Source organism: Legionella sp. ST3F1, from assembly GCF_048553315.1.
Classification (GTDB): domain Bacteria; phylum Pseudomonadota; class Gammaproteobacteria; order Legionellales; family Legionellaceae; genus Tatlockia; species Tatlockia donaldsonii.
This window is the reverse complement of record NZ_JBLZIO010000001.1, coordinates 86064-103703: the sequence shown is the minus strand read 5'-3', so window position 1 is coordinate 103703 and position 17640 is coordinate 86064. Positions and strand designations below refer to the sequence as shown.

Below are 17640 nucleotides of genomic sequence, written 5' to 3'. Positions count from 1 at the left end.
CTGTCTCCCTAGCTTTAGTATAGAGTCTTTTTATATAAAAATATTAAAAAATTGCACATAATCAAACTATTATTTTTTTTGTTTGTTACCCTTTCGATACCGGAGCAAAGTTCATGCCAGACACGACTATTTATCTGAAAGATTATCAAGCCCCTGCCTTCACGGTAGATACAGTTGCTCTTGAATTTGATCTGCATGATGATCATGCGTTGATCACAAATCAAATGCAACTAAAACGGCAGGGTGAAGGGGCTTTGCATTTGTATGGTGATGAACTTGAATTGATCAGTTTGCATCTAAACGGGGAAATCCTTGGCAAAGGGGCTTATCGTTTGCAAGATGGCGACTTATTGATTGAGCAATGTCCGGCAGAATTCACCTTAAAAGTGGTGACTCGAATTCGCCCACAGGATAATAGTAAGTTGTCAGGCCTTTATCGTTCTAATCAACTGTTTTGTACTCAATGTGAAGCGGAGGGATTTCGCCGGATCACCTTTTTTCCTGATCGACCGGATGTGCTGGCGTCCTATACCACGCGTATTTGTGCAGATAAAACCAAATACCCGGTTTTACTTTCCAATGGCAATTTAATTGATGCCGGTGATGCAGAAAATGGCAGACATTGGGTTGTTTGGCAGGATCCTTTCAAAAAGCCGTCTTATTTATTTGCTTTGGTTGCCGGTAATTTGGCGTGTGTCAAAGATGAATTTGTGACTGGTTCGGGGAAAAAAATTGATTTACGGATTTATGTAGAACCAGGTAATGAAGATAAATGTGGACATGCCATGCATTCTTTAAAGAAAGCAATGCGTTGGGATGAAGAGGTGTATGGTCGAGAATATGATCTGGCTATTTTCATGATCGTTGCCGTCAGTGATTTCAATATGGGGGCAATGGAAAATAAAGGGTTGAATATTTTTAATTCCAAATACATTCTTGCTCGGCCTGATACAGCAACTGATCAGGATTTTGCCGATATTGAGGGTGTAGTAGGACATGAATATTTTCATAACTGGACTGGTAACCGCGTTACCTGTCGGGACTGGTTTCAATTAAGCTTGAAAGAAGGATTGACTGTTTTTCGCGATCAGGAGTTTTCACGCGATATGAATTCTCGTGACGTTAATCGCATTATGGATGTTAAAATGCTACGCAATACCCAGTTCCCTGAAGATGCTGGTTCGATGGCTCATCCGGTTCGCCCAGACTCTTATCAAGAAATTAATAATTTCTATACCGCAACCATTTATAATAAAGGTGCTGAAGTAATCCGCATGCAACATACCTTGCTAGGTAAAGAAGGGTTTCGCCGCGGAATGGATTTATATTTTCAACGCCATGATGGACAAGCAGTCACAATAGATGATTTCGTTGCTGCCATGGAAGATGCCAATGGTGTTGATTTTAGTCAATTTAAACGCTGGTATAGCCAAGCCGGAACACCGGAAGTGCAATTAAAGAGTGATTATAGTCACGGTCGCCTGAGTTTGACGCTTATCCAATCCTGCCTTCCAACACCGGAGTGCCAGGATAAAAAGCCTTTTCATATTCCTTTGCGGATAGCACTCTTTGATCTTAATGGTCAACGTATCCCTTTAAAGGAAGACGTTTTGGAGTTACGTGAAACACAGCAACTATTTCATTTTGACGGTTTGCCCTGTAAACCGATTATTTCCTTATTACGCGACTTTTCAGCGCCGGTGAAATTACAACGCGAAATAAGCCAAGAAGAACTGCTTGCTTTACTGCGTTTTGAAACCGATGGTTATGCAAAATGGGATGCCGCTCAGTGTTTAGCACTGAAATGTATCCATAGTTATCTCAGCACCCCGGAAAAATCATGGGAAATTCCAGTACCGCTTATTGCTGCTTATCGCCACGTCCTGGTTGATGAGTCATTGGATTTAGCGTTGCGTGCTGAAATTTTAATGCCGCCAAGTTTTGAAGAAGTTATTGCTGATTTAACCTTGGTAAACGTTGATGCTGTGGAGAAAGCACGCGATTTCTTCCGCGCCGAATTGGGCAGAAATCTTTTACAACAAGCGTCTGAAATCTACGAGAACTTATGGCAACAAGAGAAACACGCGATGGATGCTCGTGCTTTTGGACAAAGAAAACTACGGAATCTATGTTTGTGGTTAATGATGAAAGCCGACGAGCAAAACACCCTGGAGCGCTGTCATCAGCAATTTGTTACGGCGCACACCATGACTGATCAGATTGCCAGTTTTGCCTTATTAAATAATTGTGTGCAGGGTACTGTTCGTGAACAAGCCATTGATAGTTTTTACCGGCAATGGTCTCAAGATGAGCTTGTCCTTGATAAATGGTTTGCCCTACAGGCCAGTAGTGAACTGCCCGATACGTTGGCACGAGTAAAAATTTTGCTGCAACACCCTGCTTTCCACATTAAAAATCCCAACAAGGTGCGGGCAGTGTTAGGCGCATTCTGCCAGGCTAATCCGCGTCATTTTCATGCAATTAATGGTAGTGGTTATGCTTTTTTGGGTGAAATGCTTGCTAAATTGGATAAGATAAATCCACAGATTACCGCACGATTGGCAACGCCTTTTACCCGCTGGAGTCGTTTTGATCAAAAAAGGCAAACCTTGATGAAGCAACAATTGGCACAGTTGGCTAAGCTGGATTTATCACGCGATCTTCGGGAAGTTGTTATGAAAAGTCTGGCTTAACGAAAGCTAGCCTATTGTTAGGCTTGGTGTTTCGCCAATTTCATGACGAAACACTAAGAACTCTTCCATCAATAACTAGCGAGAGAACGGATATGTCAAGTCGTTGTGCTGTCATGGGGAATCCTATAGCCCATAGTTTGTCTCCCTTCATTCATCAATGTTTTGCTGAACAAACCGGGAAGCAGTTGAGCTATGAAAAAAGGTTAGTTGCGGAAGACGCTTTTGAGTCCCAGGTAACGGTTTTTTTTGCCCAAGGCGGGCTGGGATTAAATATTACTTTACCCTTCAAACAACGAGCCTTTGCTATGGCAGACCTAAGTACCCCCCGTTGTCAGCAAGCCAAAGCGGCCAATACCTTATGGATGGAGAAAGAGCGTCTGCATGCGGATAATACGGATGGTGCGGGTTTGATAAAAGATTTAAGTCGTTATCTCGATTTAAATGCTAAAAAAATTCTCCTGATAGGAGCAGGTGGGGCTGCGCGTGGCATTATTGCTCCATTATTAGCGGCCAACATCGCTCAGCTAACAGTAACGAATAGAACAGAGGAAAAGGCAATGAGCTTGCAGACTGATTTTCCCGAGATAAGCTATTGTCGCCTGGCCGAATTACAAGCGGAGTATGATGTGCTGATTAATGCTACTTCAGCCAGTTTAACAGGGGAGGAACTCCCCTTGTCTGCCTCGTTATTTCAAGCAGCAACCTGTTGTTATGATTTGGCTTATAGTGCTAAAGGAGAGACGGCCTTTGTTGCTTGGGCACGTGCGCAAGGTTGCCGACAGGCAGTGGATGGTTTGGGGATGTTGGTAGAGCAAGCTGCAGAATCGTTTTTTATTTGGCATGGGATAAGACCAGATACAAGGCCCGTATTAATGGCTTTAAAAGCTAAGCAAAAAACTTGATGACGTCAGTCGCAGTTGCTAGCGTATCTTGATAGCCTAATTCGATTAATTCACGTGTGAATTCTTTTTCAAAGAGTAGAAAGCTAAGTAAATCACCGGAGTGATCTTTGGCGCCGAGAACATTCAGCAAAAAACGAAGCAAAGCAGGCATGTTCAGGTACTGTGCTTGTGCCATGGCCGCTACATCGACACTGGGTTTCAGATGAAGCGTTTCTATGGGACGCCAAGGTGAATGGCGCTTTTTCCACATCGAAAGCAGACGCGCGATATCATTCATTCGGTTTACCATTTCAATGTCACGATCAAGGTTATCGAGAAATAAGCCATTTAACATCCCACCTAAAACGCGAGCAAAACCAATATCACCATTGCGTAATAACTCAGGATCAGTAAATGCCGGCAATGGGCGTGTGCCTAAAATCAGAATACGCTCAACTTGAAAACGGATGGCTCCGCGCAAAGGAGAAACTAACCCTATACTCCCATCGCCATAGTGAAACCCATCAATCTTTGCGGTGGGAAAAAATAATGGCAGTGCACTGGAGGCTAAAATATGCTCCATAGTCAGTGTCGCACGTTGACTGATATGCCGGGGATAATGCCAATCCTCAAATGAAAGATGATCATGCTGATAGAAAGAAATGGTTTGCTGGGTTTCATAGCAATGACTGATTACTTCCATTGCCTCTAATTGGCCACTGCTTATATTAGCCTCTATAAGTTCGAAATTAATGCTGTTGGTAATAAACTCTCTCAACGGCGTCGTGTCAAGAAGGTGCCCAGATTGGCGTTGTTTCACGATTAAATGACTCAGATTACGTAACACGGATTTGCTGAGTTCATAATTGCTGGCATTAAAAATTTTTTGACAGTGAATGTCGCTCCAAATAGCCTCCAGTTTTTCAAGGCCAGCAGGAAAATCGTGGGCTTGCTCGGCTAAGATTGCAGCATTAATACTCCCGACGCTGACGCCACTAATCATTTCAAAAGGAAGTTTTTTCACTTGTAAAATATGGCCGATGGCTTTTAGTACACCAGCTTGATAGGCGCCACGGGCACCACCACCTGCTAAATAAAGGGCTTTTTTAGCCATAACTACTTATTTTTTTGATAGATTATAGAAATATAGTGACTCACAGGGAGGTTGGCAAGAGTGCTGAACAGTCTTATGAGTCAAAAATTAGAAAAGAAGTAGGGGCTGTTTACATTTTCTACTATCTTGGCACTTATGCCTTGAGTTGCTGTGCTTCGCTGTTCACCTGCTTGCGTGTATGCTCCGCTGCGATGCTCAAAAAACAACGCATAGCGACTCAAGCTAGCGAAATGTAAACGGTTACCGGTTTGCATTCGTTGATAAAGTGGTATAGCGTTTTGATTTTAATTTCCCAGATAAAGAGGAAAAATGCTGGCCTTGTTTCGTACACAGCCGCCTGCTTTTCGCATGATTTTTATGTTAGAAGTCTGGGAGCGTTTTGGTTTTTATACTGTTCAAGGTATTTTGACGTTGTATTTCATTCGTTTTCTTGGATTTAACGACACCGAGGCCTACTACACCTTTGGGGCTTTCTCGGCCTTGGTCTATGGGATGGTTGCTTTAGGGGGTTATCTAGGAGATAAAATATTAGGTACCAAACGCACGATTGTATTAGGGCTAATAACACTTGCTCTGGGTTATCTGGCGCTCGCTTTGGTGAATAAAGAACAGGTTTTTTTAGCCTTGGGCCTTGTTTGTGTGGGTAATGGCTTATTTAAGGCGAATCCTTCCAGCCTGTTGGCAAAATGCTATGAGAAAAATGATCCGCGCCTGCATGGTGGATTTACCCTTTATTACATGGCTATCAATTTAGGGTCTACCTTTGCGTTATTTATCGGACCTGCCTTAGCGAGTAGTTTTGGTTATGCCTATGCTTATTTTATTAGTTTTATAGGTTTGGTTTTAGGTTTGGCTAACTATTGGTTTCAACACCAACATGTCGCTAATATCCATACCAATGCAGATGAGAAAACTATTCCATTGGTGCACTGGTGTTTTGTGGTCCTTGGGATAGTACTCGCCACGCTTGTAGCTGCTTACTTATTGCAACATGTATTGTTTGCCCAAAGTTTGGTATGGCTAATTACAGCAGTGGTTGTTGCTATTTATTTGCTCTATATGCGCCGTGAGAACAAAGGCGCGTGTATTCGAATGCTAGTGGCCTTGGTCTTGATGTTGGAGGCAATTGTCTTTTTTACTTTGTACCAGCAAATGCCCACCTCCTTAAATTTATTTGCTGTTAATAATGTTAGGCCGATCTTGCTGGGTATTACTCTTGATCCACAGAGTTTCCAGGCCCTAAATCCAATTTGGATTATTATAATGAGTCCTGTATTGGCGATGCTTTATCATAAATTGCAACAAAGAGGATTGGCTTTTTCCATTCCTTATAAATTTGCAGTAGGTATGCTGTGTTGCGGTTTTAGTTTTACCTTATTGTATTTTGCCCGCTATTTACATGATAACGGTGGGATGGTTTCATCCTGGTGGTTAGTAGCCAGTTATTTTTTTCAGAGCACAGGGGAATTGTTTGTATCTGCTTTGGGTGTAGCGATGGTTGCTGAATTAGTTCCTGTCCATATTACCGGCTTTGTGATGGGGATGTGGTTTTTAACCTCTTCTATTGCAGGGTTCGTAGGTGCCTCGGTGGCTTCTTTAACGGCTTTACCAGCCACTGTAAAACCGGGAATGGAATCATTGGTAATTTATACGAAGGTTTTTGCTTATATAGGCTTAGTAACACTGGGCATTGGTGGCCTAATGTGGGTGGGGGCAGCTTTTTTGAGTCGTTATATTAAAGCAGAGCAGCATTAGGAGGATGACGAATGTTATTTTCCTACCCCATTATTCCTGTTAATTATTAATTCGTCGATTTCTATGTCTAGTAAAATCATCGCAATTAGTGGTACTTCTGGTGTTGGAAAGACTACCTTAACGAAGGCATTAGCAAACGCTTTGGATGCAACCTGTCTTTTCTGGGATGACTTTGATGAGCTTGCAAGTGGTCCAGACGATTATCTTGCCTGGTACGAGCGCGGCCAAAATTATGCGGAATGGAATTATACAGCCCTTGCCGAGGTTCTTGCTAAACTTGGAGAAAATCAAGTAGTAGAACACCCGGCACTAAAAAAACAGTTGCAAGCGACAGACTATATTATTTTAGATACCCCTTTAGGACGTTTACATCAGCAAACGGCTAAGTATATTACTACGTTTGTTCACATTGTTACTCCTTTAGATGTTTCTCTAGTTCGCCGTTTACTTCGGGATTTTAAAGACGTTAATACATCCAAAGAGGATTTATTGAATGAATTGGAATCTTATCTTACGCGTACAAGGAAACTTTTTTTTGATGGAGAGTTGAAGAAAACTGCCGATTTACTTATTGATGGCCTTCTTTCTACCGAAGCTCAAGTTGATTTAATTCAGAGCTATTTAAGAAATGGAAAAGATAAGCAGCCTGGGTGAGGGCTTGTAAGAACGTAACCCGGGTTTCACTTCGTTGCAACCAGGCTAGCTATAAGTTCAAATCTATTTAGCACAACGCCTTAATCTTAAGACTAAATCAGCGGTAGCTTTATTATACTTTTCTAATGATCTCGCACATACCTCCGCTTGAAATCTCCATTTATTTTTTAATGATGACTCTGTTACATTTAAAATTGCTCGCTCAATTTTCTCTGTTACAAATTCAATTTGAAAATTTTCATTGAGAAATTTTCGCCATTCATTTTTATTGAAATTACATTCCATTCTTTTAGGAAACGGGTCAATTATCCAATTCCCAAGTTGATCTTTCATTATAGGTTGTTCTGTAGCTCCAGTTTTTTCAATTACGCTATCATCAATAAGTATTCGCGGAAATTTAGCCTCATTATGTTCTAGGTCGTGTGCTCTAACCAGTGCGGGTCCAAAAATAATCTGGTCAGTGTGATGTAGGAGCCCTAAAGAGATTCCGCCACGAACTAGGAACCCACTTTCCAAGAGGTTTATAATGGCATGAGGAATTTTGTCATAAATACGCCCACAATAATTAGATGGCATACTTAGAACTAAACTGTCAGAAAAAATAATTAGTTGAACTGGCTTATACAAGTCAAATACCCGTAATGACGGATTTTTCCTTCTTTAGTGGAAAAATTAATTACGCCATTGGTATTTTCTGCAGATTCAATTAGCTTTTTATGTTGTTGATGATTCTTCTGAATATAAAAAATGGTTTAAAAATTTTATATAAATTGCCAGCAGATTTTTCTTTAATTGCACTTCGCCAGCCTAGAATGTCTATAAATACACATAGTCTCTCCTCATATTCAATTGTGTCTAACATATCTATTATCCCTTAATTACACTTAGCTTAATTATTGATAGAGTATTTATTGTCCTATTGAAAGTCTGTGATATATAAATAAAGTGACCCATAGACATTAACCACTAGTGTATATTTCAAGATCTGTAAAATCACTAGACTATGGTGAACGAGGCGAACTTCAAAGTACGCAGCAGAGTGCAAGAGCGCAATATACAAACTTTCGTTTGTTTGCTTTTTTGATGAAAATCAATTCTTAATGAATAAGAGATTTCTTCTTAATAAAACAACCGATGGGAGTATTGTAAAGGAGGTGCCAAAGCTAGGATTAGTTAAATCAGATAGATTCTGTGGTGTCTGCCTAACTCTAAAATTCATTTGCAAGACACCGCAGAATAAAATAGTATAAAAGCGCGTTTGAAGTATTAAATGCAACAAGCGCTGACAGAGAGGGCTCGAACTCCTCCCCGCCAGCTGACCAAATTTATCACTGGAGATAAAAATGGCTAAAGGAATCTTAGTCTATTTCAGTTTTGTATTTCAATGGCATGTCCGTAAGAAGCCACCAAAATTTCCCATTATTTACACCGGTTGAACATTAAGGGCATGGTTTACAGCGTGCTTTTAATTCGCTTTTGACCAGAAATCTTAATTATTTCAGCGACTAGAGACACAGGGATTATTTTTTCAATAATTCCTGTGCTAAGTCACACCTTTAAAAAATAAAGGAAGAATAATGGTGAAAACAAAGCAAGAAACCTTGAGGAAAACGAATTTAATCGATAGTCCTTTTTTTAAAGTATTTGCAAAGAACTATCTGGCCTATTTAGGGAATAGCAATCCAACCTCTAATCAATTAGCGGAAATTCAAGCCCTGCTTGCCAGCACTTGGGTACGACAACCGATTCATTTCGACCTGCGTTTAAGTGAGCAGGAAAAGCAATGTCTCTATCTATCTGCACAAGGTAAAGAGCTGAAAGAAATTGCGGCTTTTCTAAAGGTATCCATACGAAGAGTCACTCAGCATCGACAATCCATCTTTCAAAAATTAGATTGTCGAAATATCACCAGTGCAATTATTGTTGGCTTGCGGTTTGGGGTAATCAGCGCTGAGGATTTATCGATAGAACAGTAGTAAACGTAGCTTGGGTGAAGGTCTGCAAGACCGTAAACCCGGGTTTCACTTCGTTGCACCCAGGCTACTTGTTAAGGCATCTGTCGCTCAACCTATTGCTGCTGTACATTGAACTTCTACCAGTAAGCCAGGTATGGCAAGTTTTGAAATCCCAATGGATGCACTCGTGTAGGAATTGACAGGCATTATTTTTGCGCGGGCAGCAAAAAAATCAGGGCCATTTTTTTCAATATCCACGATGAAACAGGTCATTGCAAGCATGTTGGTCAAATCAGAGCCAGCGGCAAGAAGCAATGTTCGGATGTTCTCAAAGGTTTTAAGAGCCTGTTGTTTTATATCAGGGCCCACTAATTTCCCTTGCTCATCGATGCCTGCTTGGCCAGTGACATAAGCGATGCCATTATAAACTACACAATTGGAAAAGCCATAATGGGCATAATCAAAGACATTTTTGGCGGCAATAATTTTCTTTTCCATAATGTATGTTCCTTTCATAATGAAATCTCGGGCTTACAAGCTTCAAATAGCCTGCAAACTTTTCTAACAGTATAGCAAGCTAACCATGGAGGCTGAATTTTCGGTTCTTTTCATTTTAGCCTTCATTATTTGCACTATTGTTACAAATCCTTAAGCTTTGATTAATAAAGTGTCATTACTATAGTGCTATTATTGTTTGCCGATTTGCTCTTAGGTAGTAAATCCCCCATTTTATGTAATTGAGGTAATGAAGTGGCGAGAAAAATAGCTCTAAGCGATAAAACGAAGCAGTTAATGGCTAAATTAGCTGATACTCAAGCACTCTCCCAGGCATTAATTGCAGCGCAACAGAGCAATATAATCGAGCAAGCGGAATTAGTGCGATGGCTGAATACAAGGCCACAAGGCGATAAGAGGAATGAATTTCTCCTTGAGTCATTATCTGCTTCATTATTAAATGATTTGCATAACACTTTGTTCACGCAGCAAGAGCAACATAAAAAGAAATCCGATAATAGATCCAAGAAATTTACCTATTGGTTGTTAGCAATTGCTGGAATAATTTTTTTCGGTTGCGAAGGCTTTGATGGCATTACCGCGATGCTGGAAGTATTTACACTCACCCCTGCGGTAATTTTGGCTACGGGCGTGGTTTTTGCATTGCTTGCGATTACTGTCTTCTGTGCCTTTGATTTAGTTGAAATTGGGAAAAATCTAGGGGTAAAAAATAAAAGCGCGCCGCAACTTCTGGATATTTACTTAAAAGAAGTTAAATTAATTACTAAGATTCGCGAGTATATTCTTGCCGAGCACCTCTCTCGAGACGATATGTCTGTTGAGGAATTACAGGAAAATCTTAACCTTGTGAAGATGTTACAGGCAAAACAGGGCGACCTGGATGTTGCACGCGCTACGATGCAAAACTTAGGTCGCCGCCCAGCTTTGCAAACAGCAAAATCAGTCACGGCGGCTGTAGCAGGCATTATCTTTTTTAGCGGGGGGTTTTTTGCTGGTCAAACGGTTGCTGTAAAAGTTGCTGAACTCTGTTTCATACCGGTTGTTGCCAGTTCCCTACCTATTATTTTTATGAGTCTTTTGACTGGTGCAGCCGCTTTTAGTGTTTATTGGTATGTCGAACGTCTGGGTATCGAAAACCTTATTGCGAGCTATGTGGGCTTGGATCAAGAAAAAATTGATGAATTCTGTGGGGAAAAAATTGTGGCTAAAGAAAAGAACAATTTGACACTCTTACACAGAGGTCTTACAAAAGAGCTCCGTACTGCTACAGAAAAGCTTAAAGATCCAGTGAAAGTAGTCCTTCGCCACGAAGAGTCAGAGCCTGTCTCACGAGCAAGAATACTGCCTGTAGCTAATGAAGATACAGTCGTGGGAACTAACCGTCATGGTTTTCTTGCTAGTAAATTGGGAATAAGAAGAGTGGCCTCAGATGGCGATTTGTTTGGCATGTCTCCTGCACCGTCAATAATTCCTCAAGAGGCCTCCTCTGGCGTGTACCTATAAAGCACCTTCTCCAGGCAGACCAGCAGCACACTGCTGGTCTAGTAAGAAACGTGGCTAAGGTTAAATACTCAAAATTGACTTAACAAAGGGGATAGTAATTTTTCGTTGGGCTATTAGAGACGCTTCATCGAGCTGGTTAAGTATAGCGTGTAAATCATGCATATTGCGTGCGCAACGATTAAGCAGAAACTGCCCAACACTGATTGGTAATTTGAAACCGCGTTTACTTGCATGTTGTTGTAGAGTTTTGATTTTTAAATCATCTTCTAACTCATTAAGTTGTACAACCAAGCCCCAGGCAAGGCGAGAGCGAAGATCCGGTAAATGGATGGGTGAAGAAGACAGTGGGTGTTGACTAGTGATCAACAGAATAGTTTTGCCATTATCACGAACTTTATTATAGAGATGGAATAGTGCTTCTTCCCAGGCTGTATCATTTGCAATCGTATCGATATCATCAATGGCAATCAAATCTTGCTCTGCTATCCCTTCAATACTCTCTGGTCCCCATTCTTTAAGAATTTTCAAAGGCAAATAAATGGTTGCTGCTGCATGAATGCTCATTGCCTGGCAACAGGCTTGTAATAAATGTGATTTACCGCAACCGGGATTCCCCCAGATGGTGAATAAGCGTTCCCCTTTCCCTTGTAGAGCCATGGTTAATTGTTGTTGTAATAGCGTATTAGACCCCCAACAAAAATCGGTTAAGGTTGCTTCATCATTCAGCTGAATTGCTAGGGCCAATTGACGATTCATTTGGCGAGATGATTGATTGAACACGCTCTTCTGCCCCACGTAAACACATAGTCAATGTAAGTAGCGGCAGTGGTTAGCGCTGTGAGCGCAATGAGTGTATTGATTAAATAAGGCGAAAAAGCAAAAAAAGCCAATTCAAATAGACAGGAAATAACTAGTATTATCTGCAGTGTAGTGTTAATTTTGCTCAACAGGGTTGGTTCAAAATCCAGTTTACGCTGAATGAGCCAATACCAAGCTATAACACCAATCGAGATGGTTAAATCACGAAGAAAAACCAAAATAACCAGCCACCAAGGTAATTCCCCGATAAGCGCTAGCGAAATAAAACTCGATGCAACGAGCAATTTGTCTGCTAAAGGATCGATGAATGAACCAAAAAAACTTTGCCAGTGAAAATGCCTGGCCAACCAACCATCAATGCCGTCAGTTAGGCCAGCTAGCAGAAATGTGTAAAAAGCATTTACATATTCCTGTTGGTAAAGAAGCATTAAAAAGGGCACTATTAATACCAGGCGAAATAGGGTAAGTGCATTCGGTATGTGTTTTAGTATCATGGGTAAAACGGTAAATTTAACATGCCTTCATCCGTCCCGACAGCATTAAGGGTTACGCCAACGCGCCTTGGCGCCTGTGACGGTATTTTGCTGTAAAGTGTATACAATAGTCTCGCTACTGTCACGCTGTTGCCATTCATTTAAGAAACTGGATGCTCATGGTTTTGCGGGTATACTGTCCATTTGCTGGCCTGATTTTGCTGAGCTGGAATGGCTAAAATTAAATTAGTTCTAAAAAACAATCAGTTATAGAATGAATGTAAAGGGTTGGTAATACGTTTAGATAGACCCTCATTGCGATTAGTTAGAAACATGCTCAATTGGCACTGGCAGTGCCAGGGTTCTGCTAATAAGCGATCGCTTTGCTGCTTGAAAATGCCTGATTCAATTGAAGGGGAGAGTTTCTTTAAAGCAGTTTGCAATTCATTATAAACGACCCGCCAAAGCGTTTCTGCCTTAAGAGAAAAATAACGATTAAGCAGACACAGCCAATAAGCCAGATTATTTTGCAAATTACCTTCAATAAATTGTTGGCAGAGTAGGGCTAAATTATCGGTTGTTATTGCCGAGCCAGTGTGAAAAACGGGTTTAACCACGTGCTGATAACAGGGATGGATACAAACAAGACCTTTAGCTTGTTCCCGCAGGATGAGTGCTTCTGGTTTGTTGTCAGTAAATATTACAAGCGTATTTTGTTGATGCGAGTCGATAGCTACACCGTAATGAAGTAACAAATGTAATTGACCGGTTAAAACCTGGCGACAGTACAATCTAAAATAATCAATGGGGTTTAAACCGCTACTATTTATAATCTCGATGAGTAGAGGAAGATTACTAAGGGGGGATTGCGTAAAAAGAGCCGCCAAGGGAACCATTTTTTGCCACGGCTGCAGGAAACTGCCGGGGTTTTTACGTAGGGTTAAAACAAATTGTTTATCTTGTGTTGTAGAAAAGGGTTTCTCCTGGACACTTAATCCCGCCAGCTCTTCGGCAAGGAAAAGACTTTGTTCATAATGCTGATTCTGATGGAGTAACTGGCTAAGCCATACAGAGAAAGAGAAACTGTCAGTTGTTGACGTTGATAATAATGCCGGGTTGGTGCTCGCTGTAGAAGCAAATTCTAGATGGCAAGCGTTATTTCTTAATGGCATCGTTGTTCGAAAAGACATGGATGGTTTTACCAGTTGATGATGGGGTATTAAAATCAGTTCCTTCCTGTCAATTAATGAAGAAAAGGTGTTTTGTAGTTGATTGCGCCATTGCCAGGGATGCATCGGCATAGGGTAGTATTCTGTGATATCGACTTGCTTAAAACGCAGTTTTTCTTGCCATAGTTTGTATTCTTTGGGGAATTGATTGGCTATCAATTCAGAGTAGTTTATTTGATTGGTGGTGAGCTGGGCTTGTTGTTTACGTAGAGCACACCAGTGCAGGCTGATTTGTGCATTAAATTCGGGTGAGTATTGTAATACTTCACGACGACTGAATCCTATTTTGGCGCGAAACTGAGGTTGGCTGGGATGACCGAGGCAACCCCATTGTTCAAGCAGCTGTATTATATCTTGGCAGTTTTGTTCAGTGCTTAACCACATCCAGAAACTGGTGTAATTCTTTGCTTGCCGTTTTAGTCCTGCTTGCCAATGTTGGCGATAAGCTTGCGCCATCGCATCGTTAGCAATGGATTCATCCAGTTCATCTTGTAAACGCTGCCAGTGAAAAAAAACAGAAGCTGGTTGATTGGTTTTAAGTTTTGCTTGTAATTGGGCGAGAAAATCGTGCACATGATGGCTGATGATAGGTTCTGCTATAAGACCCTCCCTCATCACTGCCTGCTGTAGACGCTGCAAGCATTCGCGATGAGCAAGAGAGATAAAATGCTCAATAGCACGTTGTGGTAAACCAATTCCTACTTCAAAAAGGAGAAAGCGTAATTGGTGACTTAATTCCTGGAAATTACTGTGAGCTAAGGCCATTCTTCACTCCTGATTAAGCGATAGAACAAGAATTGAATTCAATATAAATGATAATCATTCTCATTTGCAAGGGGTGACAGCAAACCGATTCGATTTGCAAATAACCAGGTGGTGGAAAACTAGCCCAAGACATAACAAGAAGTGCGTATGGTTTGCTGTGTAAATAAAGCACTATAAGGATAATCAATGAATTGCAAAACGGTCCTGGCGCAGCTAACCCGCTTTATATCAGGTTACTACGCTGCTTATCAGGCTACGATAAAACGGAGTCGAAGTTATTCTTCGTTTTGACGGTAAATGATGGCTGTGTTGCCAATTAATTGCACTAAATCAGCGTGCAGTTGCGTGCAAAGTTCAGTTGCCATTTTTTGTCGATCTTCTTTTTCAGCACCAGCAATTTTAATTTTGATGAGTTCATGGGCGAGTAATGCTATATTTGTTTCCTCAACGACTGCTGGTGTAAGTCCCTTAGCGCCCAAAAGGACCACTGGCCTTAAATGATGGGCCTTTGCTTTTAAAGATTGTTTGAATGCAGTGTCCATAATAGCCATCCTGATTATTAAAATGACAAATTATTGCACGTTTTGCTGGGAAAAGGTAGCAAATTTCAGTATCATGCACTAATTCCTTTATTGATTTAATTGTTATGCCTCGTTCCAAAAGTAGTAAACGTTGGTTGCAAGAACATTTTGATGATGTTTATGTCAAAAAAGCCCAGGCTGAAGGGTACCGCAGCCGTGCAGTATACAAACTAAAAGAAGTCGATGAGAAGGAGCGATTGTTGCGCCCCGGTATGACAGTCGTTGATTTAGGAGCGGCTCCGGGTGGATGGACACAGTACGTGACTGAAAAACTGGATGGACATGGTACCATTATTGCATTAGATCTCTTGTCTATGGATGCTTTGCCAGGTGTGGATTTTATTCAGGGTGATTTTCGTGAGGATGCTGTTTTGCAGCAGCTGATGGATTTAGTCCCAGAGCGTGGGGTAGACTTGCTTTTATCAGATATGGCCCCAAATATGAGTGGTTCGGCAGCAGTGGACATCCCCAGTGCCATGTATTTGGCAGAACTGGCTTTCGATTTTGGCAATAAAATGTTAAAACCAGGAGGTACATTGCTCATGAAAATATTTCACGGAACAGGGTTTGATGAGCTTGTAAAACAAGCTCGCGGGCAATTTGACAAAGTGGTCATTCGTAAGCCTGCAGCGTCTCGTGCCCGCTCACGAGAAACCTATTTGCTGGCGAAGGGCTATAATTTATAGTAACTTTATCGTTCTAACGTCGTAGAAATACGTCACAATCGAGGTTAATGCTTTGAACGACATGGTAAAAAATTTATTTTTGTGGTTGATTATAGCAATTGTGCTGGTCTCCGTGTTCAGTAATTTTGGCCCCCGCCATACTTCCGCCGAGAAACTTTCTTATAGTCAGTTTTTAAGAGAAGTCGAGCAAGGCACGGTTAATTCCGTCACCATTGAGGATAATAAAATTATCAAAGGGGTGACCAAAAATAATCATCGTTTTGTGACTTATATGCCTATGCAGGATGATGCCTTGCTGGGTGAATTGCTAAAATCAAAGGTTGATATTAGTGGTCAGGAAAAGCAACAAGAGAGTTTCTTGCTTCATTTATTTATCAACTGGTTCCCAATGCTTCTCTTAATTGGCGTTTGGATTTTCTTTATGCGCCAAATGCAAGGTGGTGGTGGCCGCGGGGCAATGTCTTTTGGCCGTTCACGCGCCCGCCTGTTGGGTGAAGATCAGGTCAAAGTTACTTTTGCTGATGTAGCTGGTGTTGATGAAGCTAAAGAAGAAGTGAAAGAACTTGTCGATTTTCTGCGTGATCCCAGTAAGTTTCAGAACCTGGGTGGCCGTATCCCTCGAGGGGTTTTATTAGTTGGTCCCCCTGGAACAGGTAAGACTTTGTTGGCGAAAGCAGTGGCTGGCGAAGCAAAAGTTCCCTTTTTCACGATTTCTGGTTCGGACTTCGTCGAGATGTTTGTGGGTGTCGGTGCTTCACGGGTCCGAGATATGTTTGAGCAGGCAAAAAAACACGCACCTTGTATTATTTTCATCGATGAGATCGATGCGGTGGGGAGACATCGTGGCGCCGGGCTCGGTGGAGGGCACGATGAGCGTGAGCAAACCTTAAACCAATTGCTGGTAGAAATGGATGGTTTTGAAGGCAATGAGGGTGTGATAGTCGTATCAGCAACTAACCGACCTGATGTCCTTGACCCTGCTCTTTTGCGTCCTGGCCGTTTTGACCGTCAAGTTGTTGTGCCTTTACCCGATATTCGTGGACGTGAACAGATACTGAAAGTGCACTTACAAAAAGTGCCTATCGATAAGCAAGTTGAAATAATGCCTATTGCTCGAGGTACACCAGGCTTTTCTGGTGCAGATTTAGCGAATTTGGTAAATGAGGCCGCATTATTTGCTGCGCGTGCTAACAAGCGCAAAGTAGGCATGATTGAGCTTGATAAAGCGAAAGATAAGATCATGATGGGTGCCGAACGGCGTTCGATGGTCATGGATGAGAACGAGAAAAAATTAACAGCCTATCATGAAGCTGGTCATGCTATCGTAGGTTTGTTGGTTCCTGAACATGACCCTGTTTATAAGGTAACCATTATTCCTCGTGGTCGTGCGCTTGGTGTAACTATGTTTCTGCCCGAGCAGGATCGCTATAGCCATAGTAAACGGCGTTTGGAAAGCCAGTTATCCAGCTTGTTTGGTGGTCGTATTGCTGAGGAAATAATTTTCGGTGTTGAAAGCGTAACGACAGGTGCATCAAACGACATTATGCGTGCGACTGAAATTGCTCGTAAGATGGTTACAACTTGGGGATTATCAACGCTCGGTCCGCTGACCTTTGGCGAAGAGGAAGGTGAAGTATTTCTCGGTAGAAGTGTTAGTCAGCATAAGGAAATTTCTGACAAAACAGCACAACAGATCGATGAAGAAGTCAGACAGATTGTAGACAGGAATTACCAACGGGCTAAAGAAATTCTTAATGCTAATCTGGATAAGTTACATTTGATGGCTGATGGTTTGATTAAGTATGAAACCATTGATGCGAAGCAAATACAGGAAATTATGTCAGGGCATGAGCCTTCTCCGCCAGAGGATTGGGAAGCAAACAAGGCTACCCAGAAGGATAAAAAAGGTGAAGATCCCACATCAAAACCGGTAAATGGCAAACCTGTTGACCACCCTGCCGGGGAACACTAAATCTAATCTTAATCATTATTATCATCAAGCTGCTGGCAAAGGGC

General features: G+C 41.6%; 15 protein-coding genes. 8 read left to right on the top strand and 7 right to left on the bottom strand.

The window, feature by feature from the left end; translation table 11 throughout:
• Window positions 1-113 precede the first annotated feature (113 nt).
• Both pepN and aroE read left to right on the top strand, forming a co-directional pair.
• On the top strand, window positions 114-2693 hold the full coding sequence (gene pepN / locus ACN4Z1_RS00510) for an aminopeptidase N (RefSeq protein ID WP_228363671.1): 2580 nt from the start codon (window positions 114-116) through the stop codon (window positions 2691-2693).
• A 92-nt stretch (window positions 2694-2785) separates the two neighbouring features.
• Entirely contained in the window at window positions 2786-3595 is an 810-nt protein-coding gene (gene aroE / locus ACN4Z1_RS00505; protein WP_228363672.1) for a shikimate dehydrogenase, read from the top strand.
• On the opposite strand, the gene ACN4Z1_RS00500 is transcribed toward aroE, so the two are convergent.
• Entirely contained in the window at window positions 3579-4688 is a 1110-nt protein-coding gene (locus ACN4Z1_RS00500; protein ID WP_228363673.1) for a patatin-like phospholipase family protein, read from the bottom strand. The genes aroE and ACN4Z1_RS00500 overlap by 17 nt on opposite strands.
• A 309-nt stretch (window positions 4689-4997) precedes the next feature.
• Between ACN4Z1_RS00500 and ACN4Z1_RS00495 the strand changes: the two genes are divergently transcribed.
• The gene (locus ACN4Z1_RS00495; RefSeq protein WP_228363674.1) at window positions 4998-6443 is read left to right on the top strand and encodes an oligopeptide:H+ symporter; all 1446 of its coding nucleotides are present in this window, start codon (window positions 4998-5000) and stop codon (window positions 6441-6443) included.
• A 63-nt stretch (window positions 6444-6506) separates the two neighbouring features.
• Window positions 6507-7097 carry an AAA family ATPase gene (locus ACN4Z1_RS00490; protein WP_228363675.1) on the top strand — a complete coding sequence of 197 codons (591 nt, stop codon included), beginning with the start codon at window positions 6507-6509 and terminating at the stop codon, window positions 7095-7097.
• A 63-nt stretch (window positions 7098-7160) separates the two neighbouring features.
• Here the strand turns inward: ACN4Z1_RS00490 and ACN4Z1_RS00485 are convergent, their stop codons facing one another.
• Entirely contained in the window at window positions 7161-7724 is a 564-nt protein-coding gene (locus tag ACN4Z1_RS00485; RefSeq protein WP_419387975.1) for a hypothetical protein, read from the bottom strand.
• A gap of 950 nt (window positions 7725-8674) precedes the next feature.
• Here ACN4Z1_RS00485 and ACN4Z1_RS00480 point away from each other — a divergent pair.
• Complete coding sequence (locus tag ACN4Z1_RS00480) at window positions 8675-9073, top strand: response regulator transcription factor (RefSeq protein WP_419387974.1); 399 nt, start codon at window positions 8675-8677, stop codon at window positions 9071-9073.
• A gap of 87 nt (window positions 9074-9160) precedes the next feature.
• Here the strand turns inward: ACN4Z1_RS00480 and ACN4Z1_RS00475 are convergent, their stop codons facing one another.
• Complete coding sequence (locus ACN4Z1_RS00475) at window positions 9161-9550, bottom strand: RidA family protein (RefSeq protein ID WP_228363678.1); 390 nt, start codon at window positions 9548-9550, stop codon at window positions 9161-9163.
• Between the two features lie 252 nt (window positions 9551-9802).
• On the opposite strand from ACN4Z1_RS00475, the gene ACN4Z1_RS00470 reads away from it, so the two are divergent.
• Window positions 9803-11071, top strand: coding sequence for a hypothetical protein (locus ACN4Z1_RS00470; protein ID WP_228363679.1), 1269 nt, complete (start codon window positions 9803-9805; stop codon window positions 11069-11071).
• A 60-nt stretch (window positions 11072-11131) separates the two neighbouring features.
• Here ACN4Z1_RS00470 and hda read toward each other — a convergent pair whose 3' ends face one another.
• From hda to yhbY, 4 genes are all read right to left on the bottom strand, one after another.
• On the bottom strand, window positions 11132-11827 hold the full coding sequence (gene hda, locus ACN4Z1_RS00465; protein ID WP_115220144.1) for a DnaA regulatory inactivator Hda: 696 nt from the start codon (window positions 11825-11827) through the stop codon (window positions 11132-11134).
• On the bottom strand, window positions 11824-12384 hold the full coding sequence (locus tag ACN4Z1_RS00460; RefSeq protein WP_115220145.1) for a CDP-alcohol phosphatidyltransferase family protein: 561 nt from the start codon (window positions 12382-12384) through the stop codon (window positions 11824-11826). Before ACN4Z1_RS00460 ends, hda begins: the two co-directional genes overlap by 4 nt.
• 242 nt (window positions 12385-12626) lie before the next feature.
• Entirely contained in the window at window positions 12627-14357 is a 1731-nt protein-coding gene (locus ACN4Z1_RS00455) for an IucA/IucC family protein (RefSeq protein ID WP_228363680.1), read from the bottom strand.
• 275 nt (window positions 14358-14632) lie between these two features.
• Entirely contained in the window at window positions 14633-14899 is a 267-nt protein-coding gene (yhbY, locus tag ACN4Z1_RS00450) for a ribosome assembly RNA-binding protein YhbY (RefSeq protein WP_115174311.1), read from the bottom strand.
• Between the two features lie 104 nt (window positions 14900-15003).
• Between yhbY and rlmE the strand changes: the two genes are divergently transcribed.
• Both rlmE and ftsH read left to right on the top strand, forming a co-directional pair.
• On the top strand, window positions 15004-15624 hold the full coding sequence (rlmE, locus tag ACN4Z1_RS00445; protein ID WP_115220147.1) for a 23S rRNA (uridine(2552)-2'-O)-methyltransferase RlmE: 621 nt from the start codon (window positions 15004-15006) through the stop codon (window positions 15622-15624).
• A 61-nt stretch (window positions 15625-15685) separates the two neighbouring features.
• On the top strand, window positions 15686-17596 hold the full coding sequence (gene ftsH / locus ACN4Z1_RS00440) for an ATP-dependent zinc metalloprotease FtsH (RefSeq protein WP_181879435.1): 1911 nt from the start codon (window positions 15686-15688) through the stop codon (window positions 17594-17596).
• The last annotated feature ends 44 nt before the right edge of the window (window positions 17597-17640 follow it).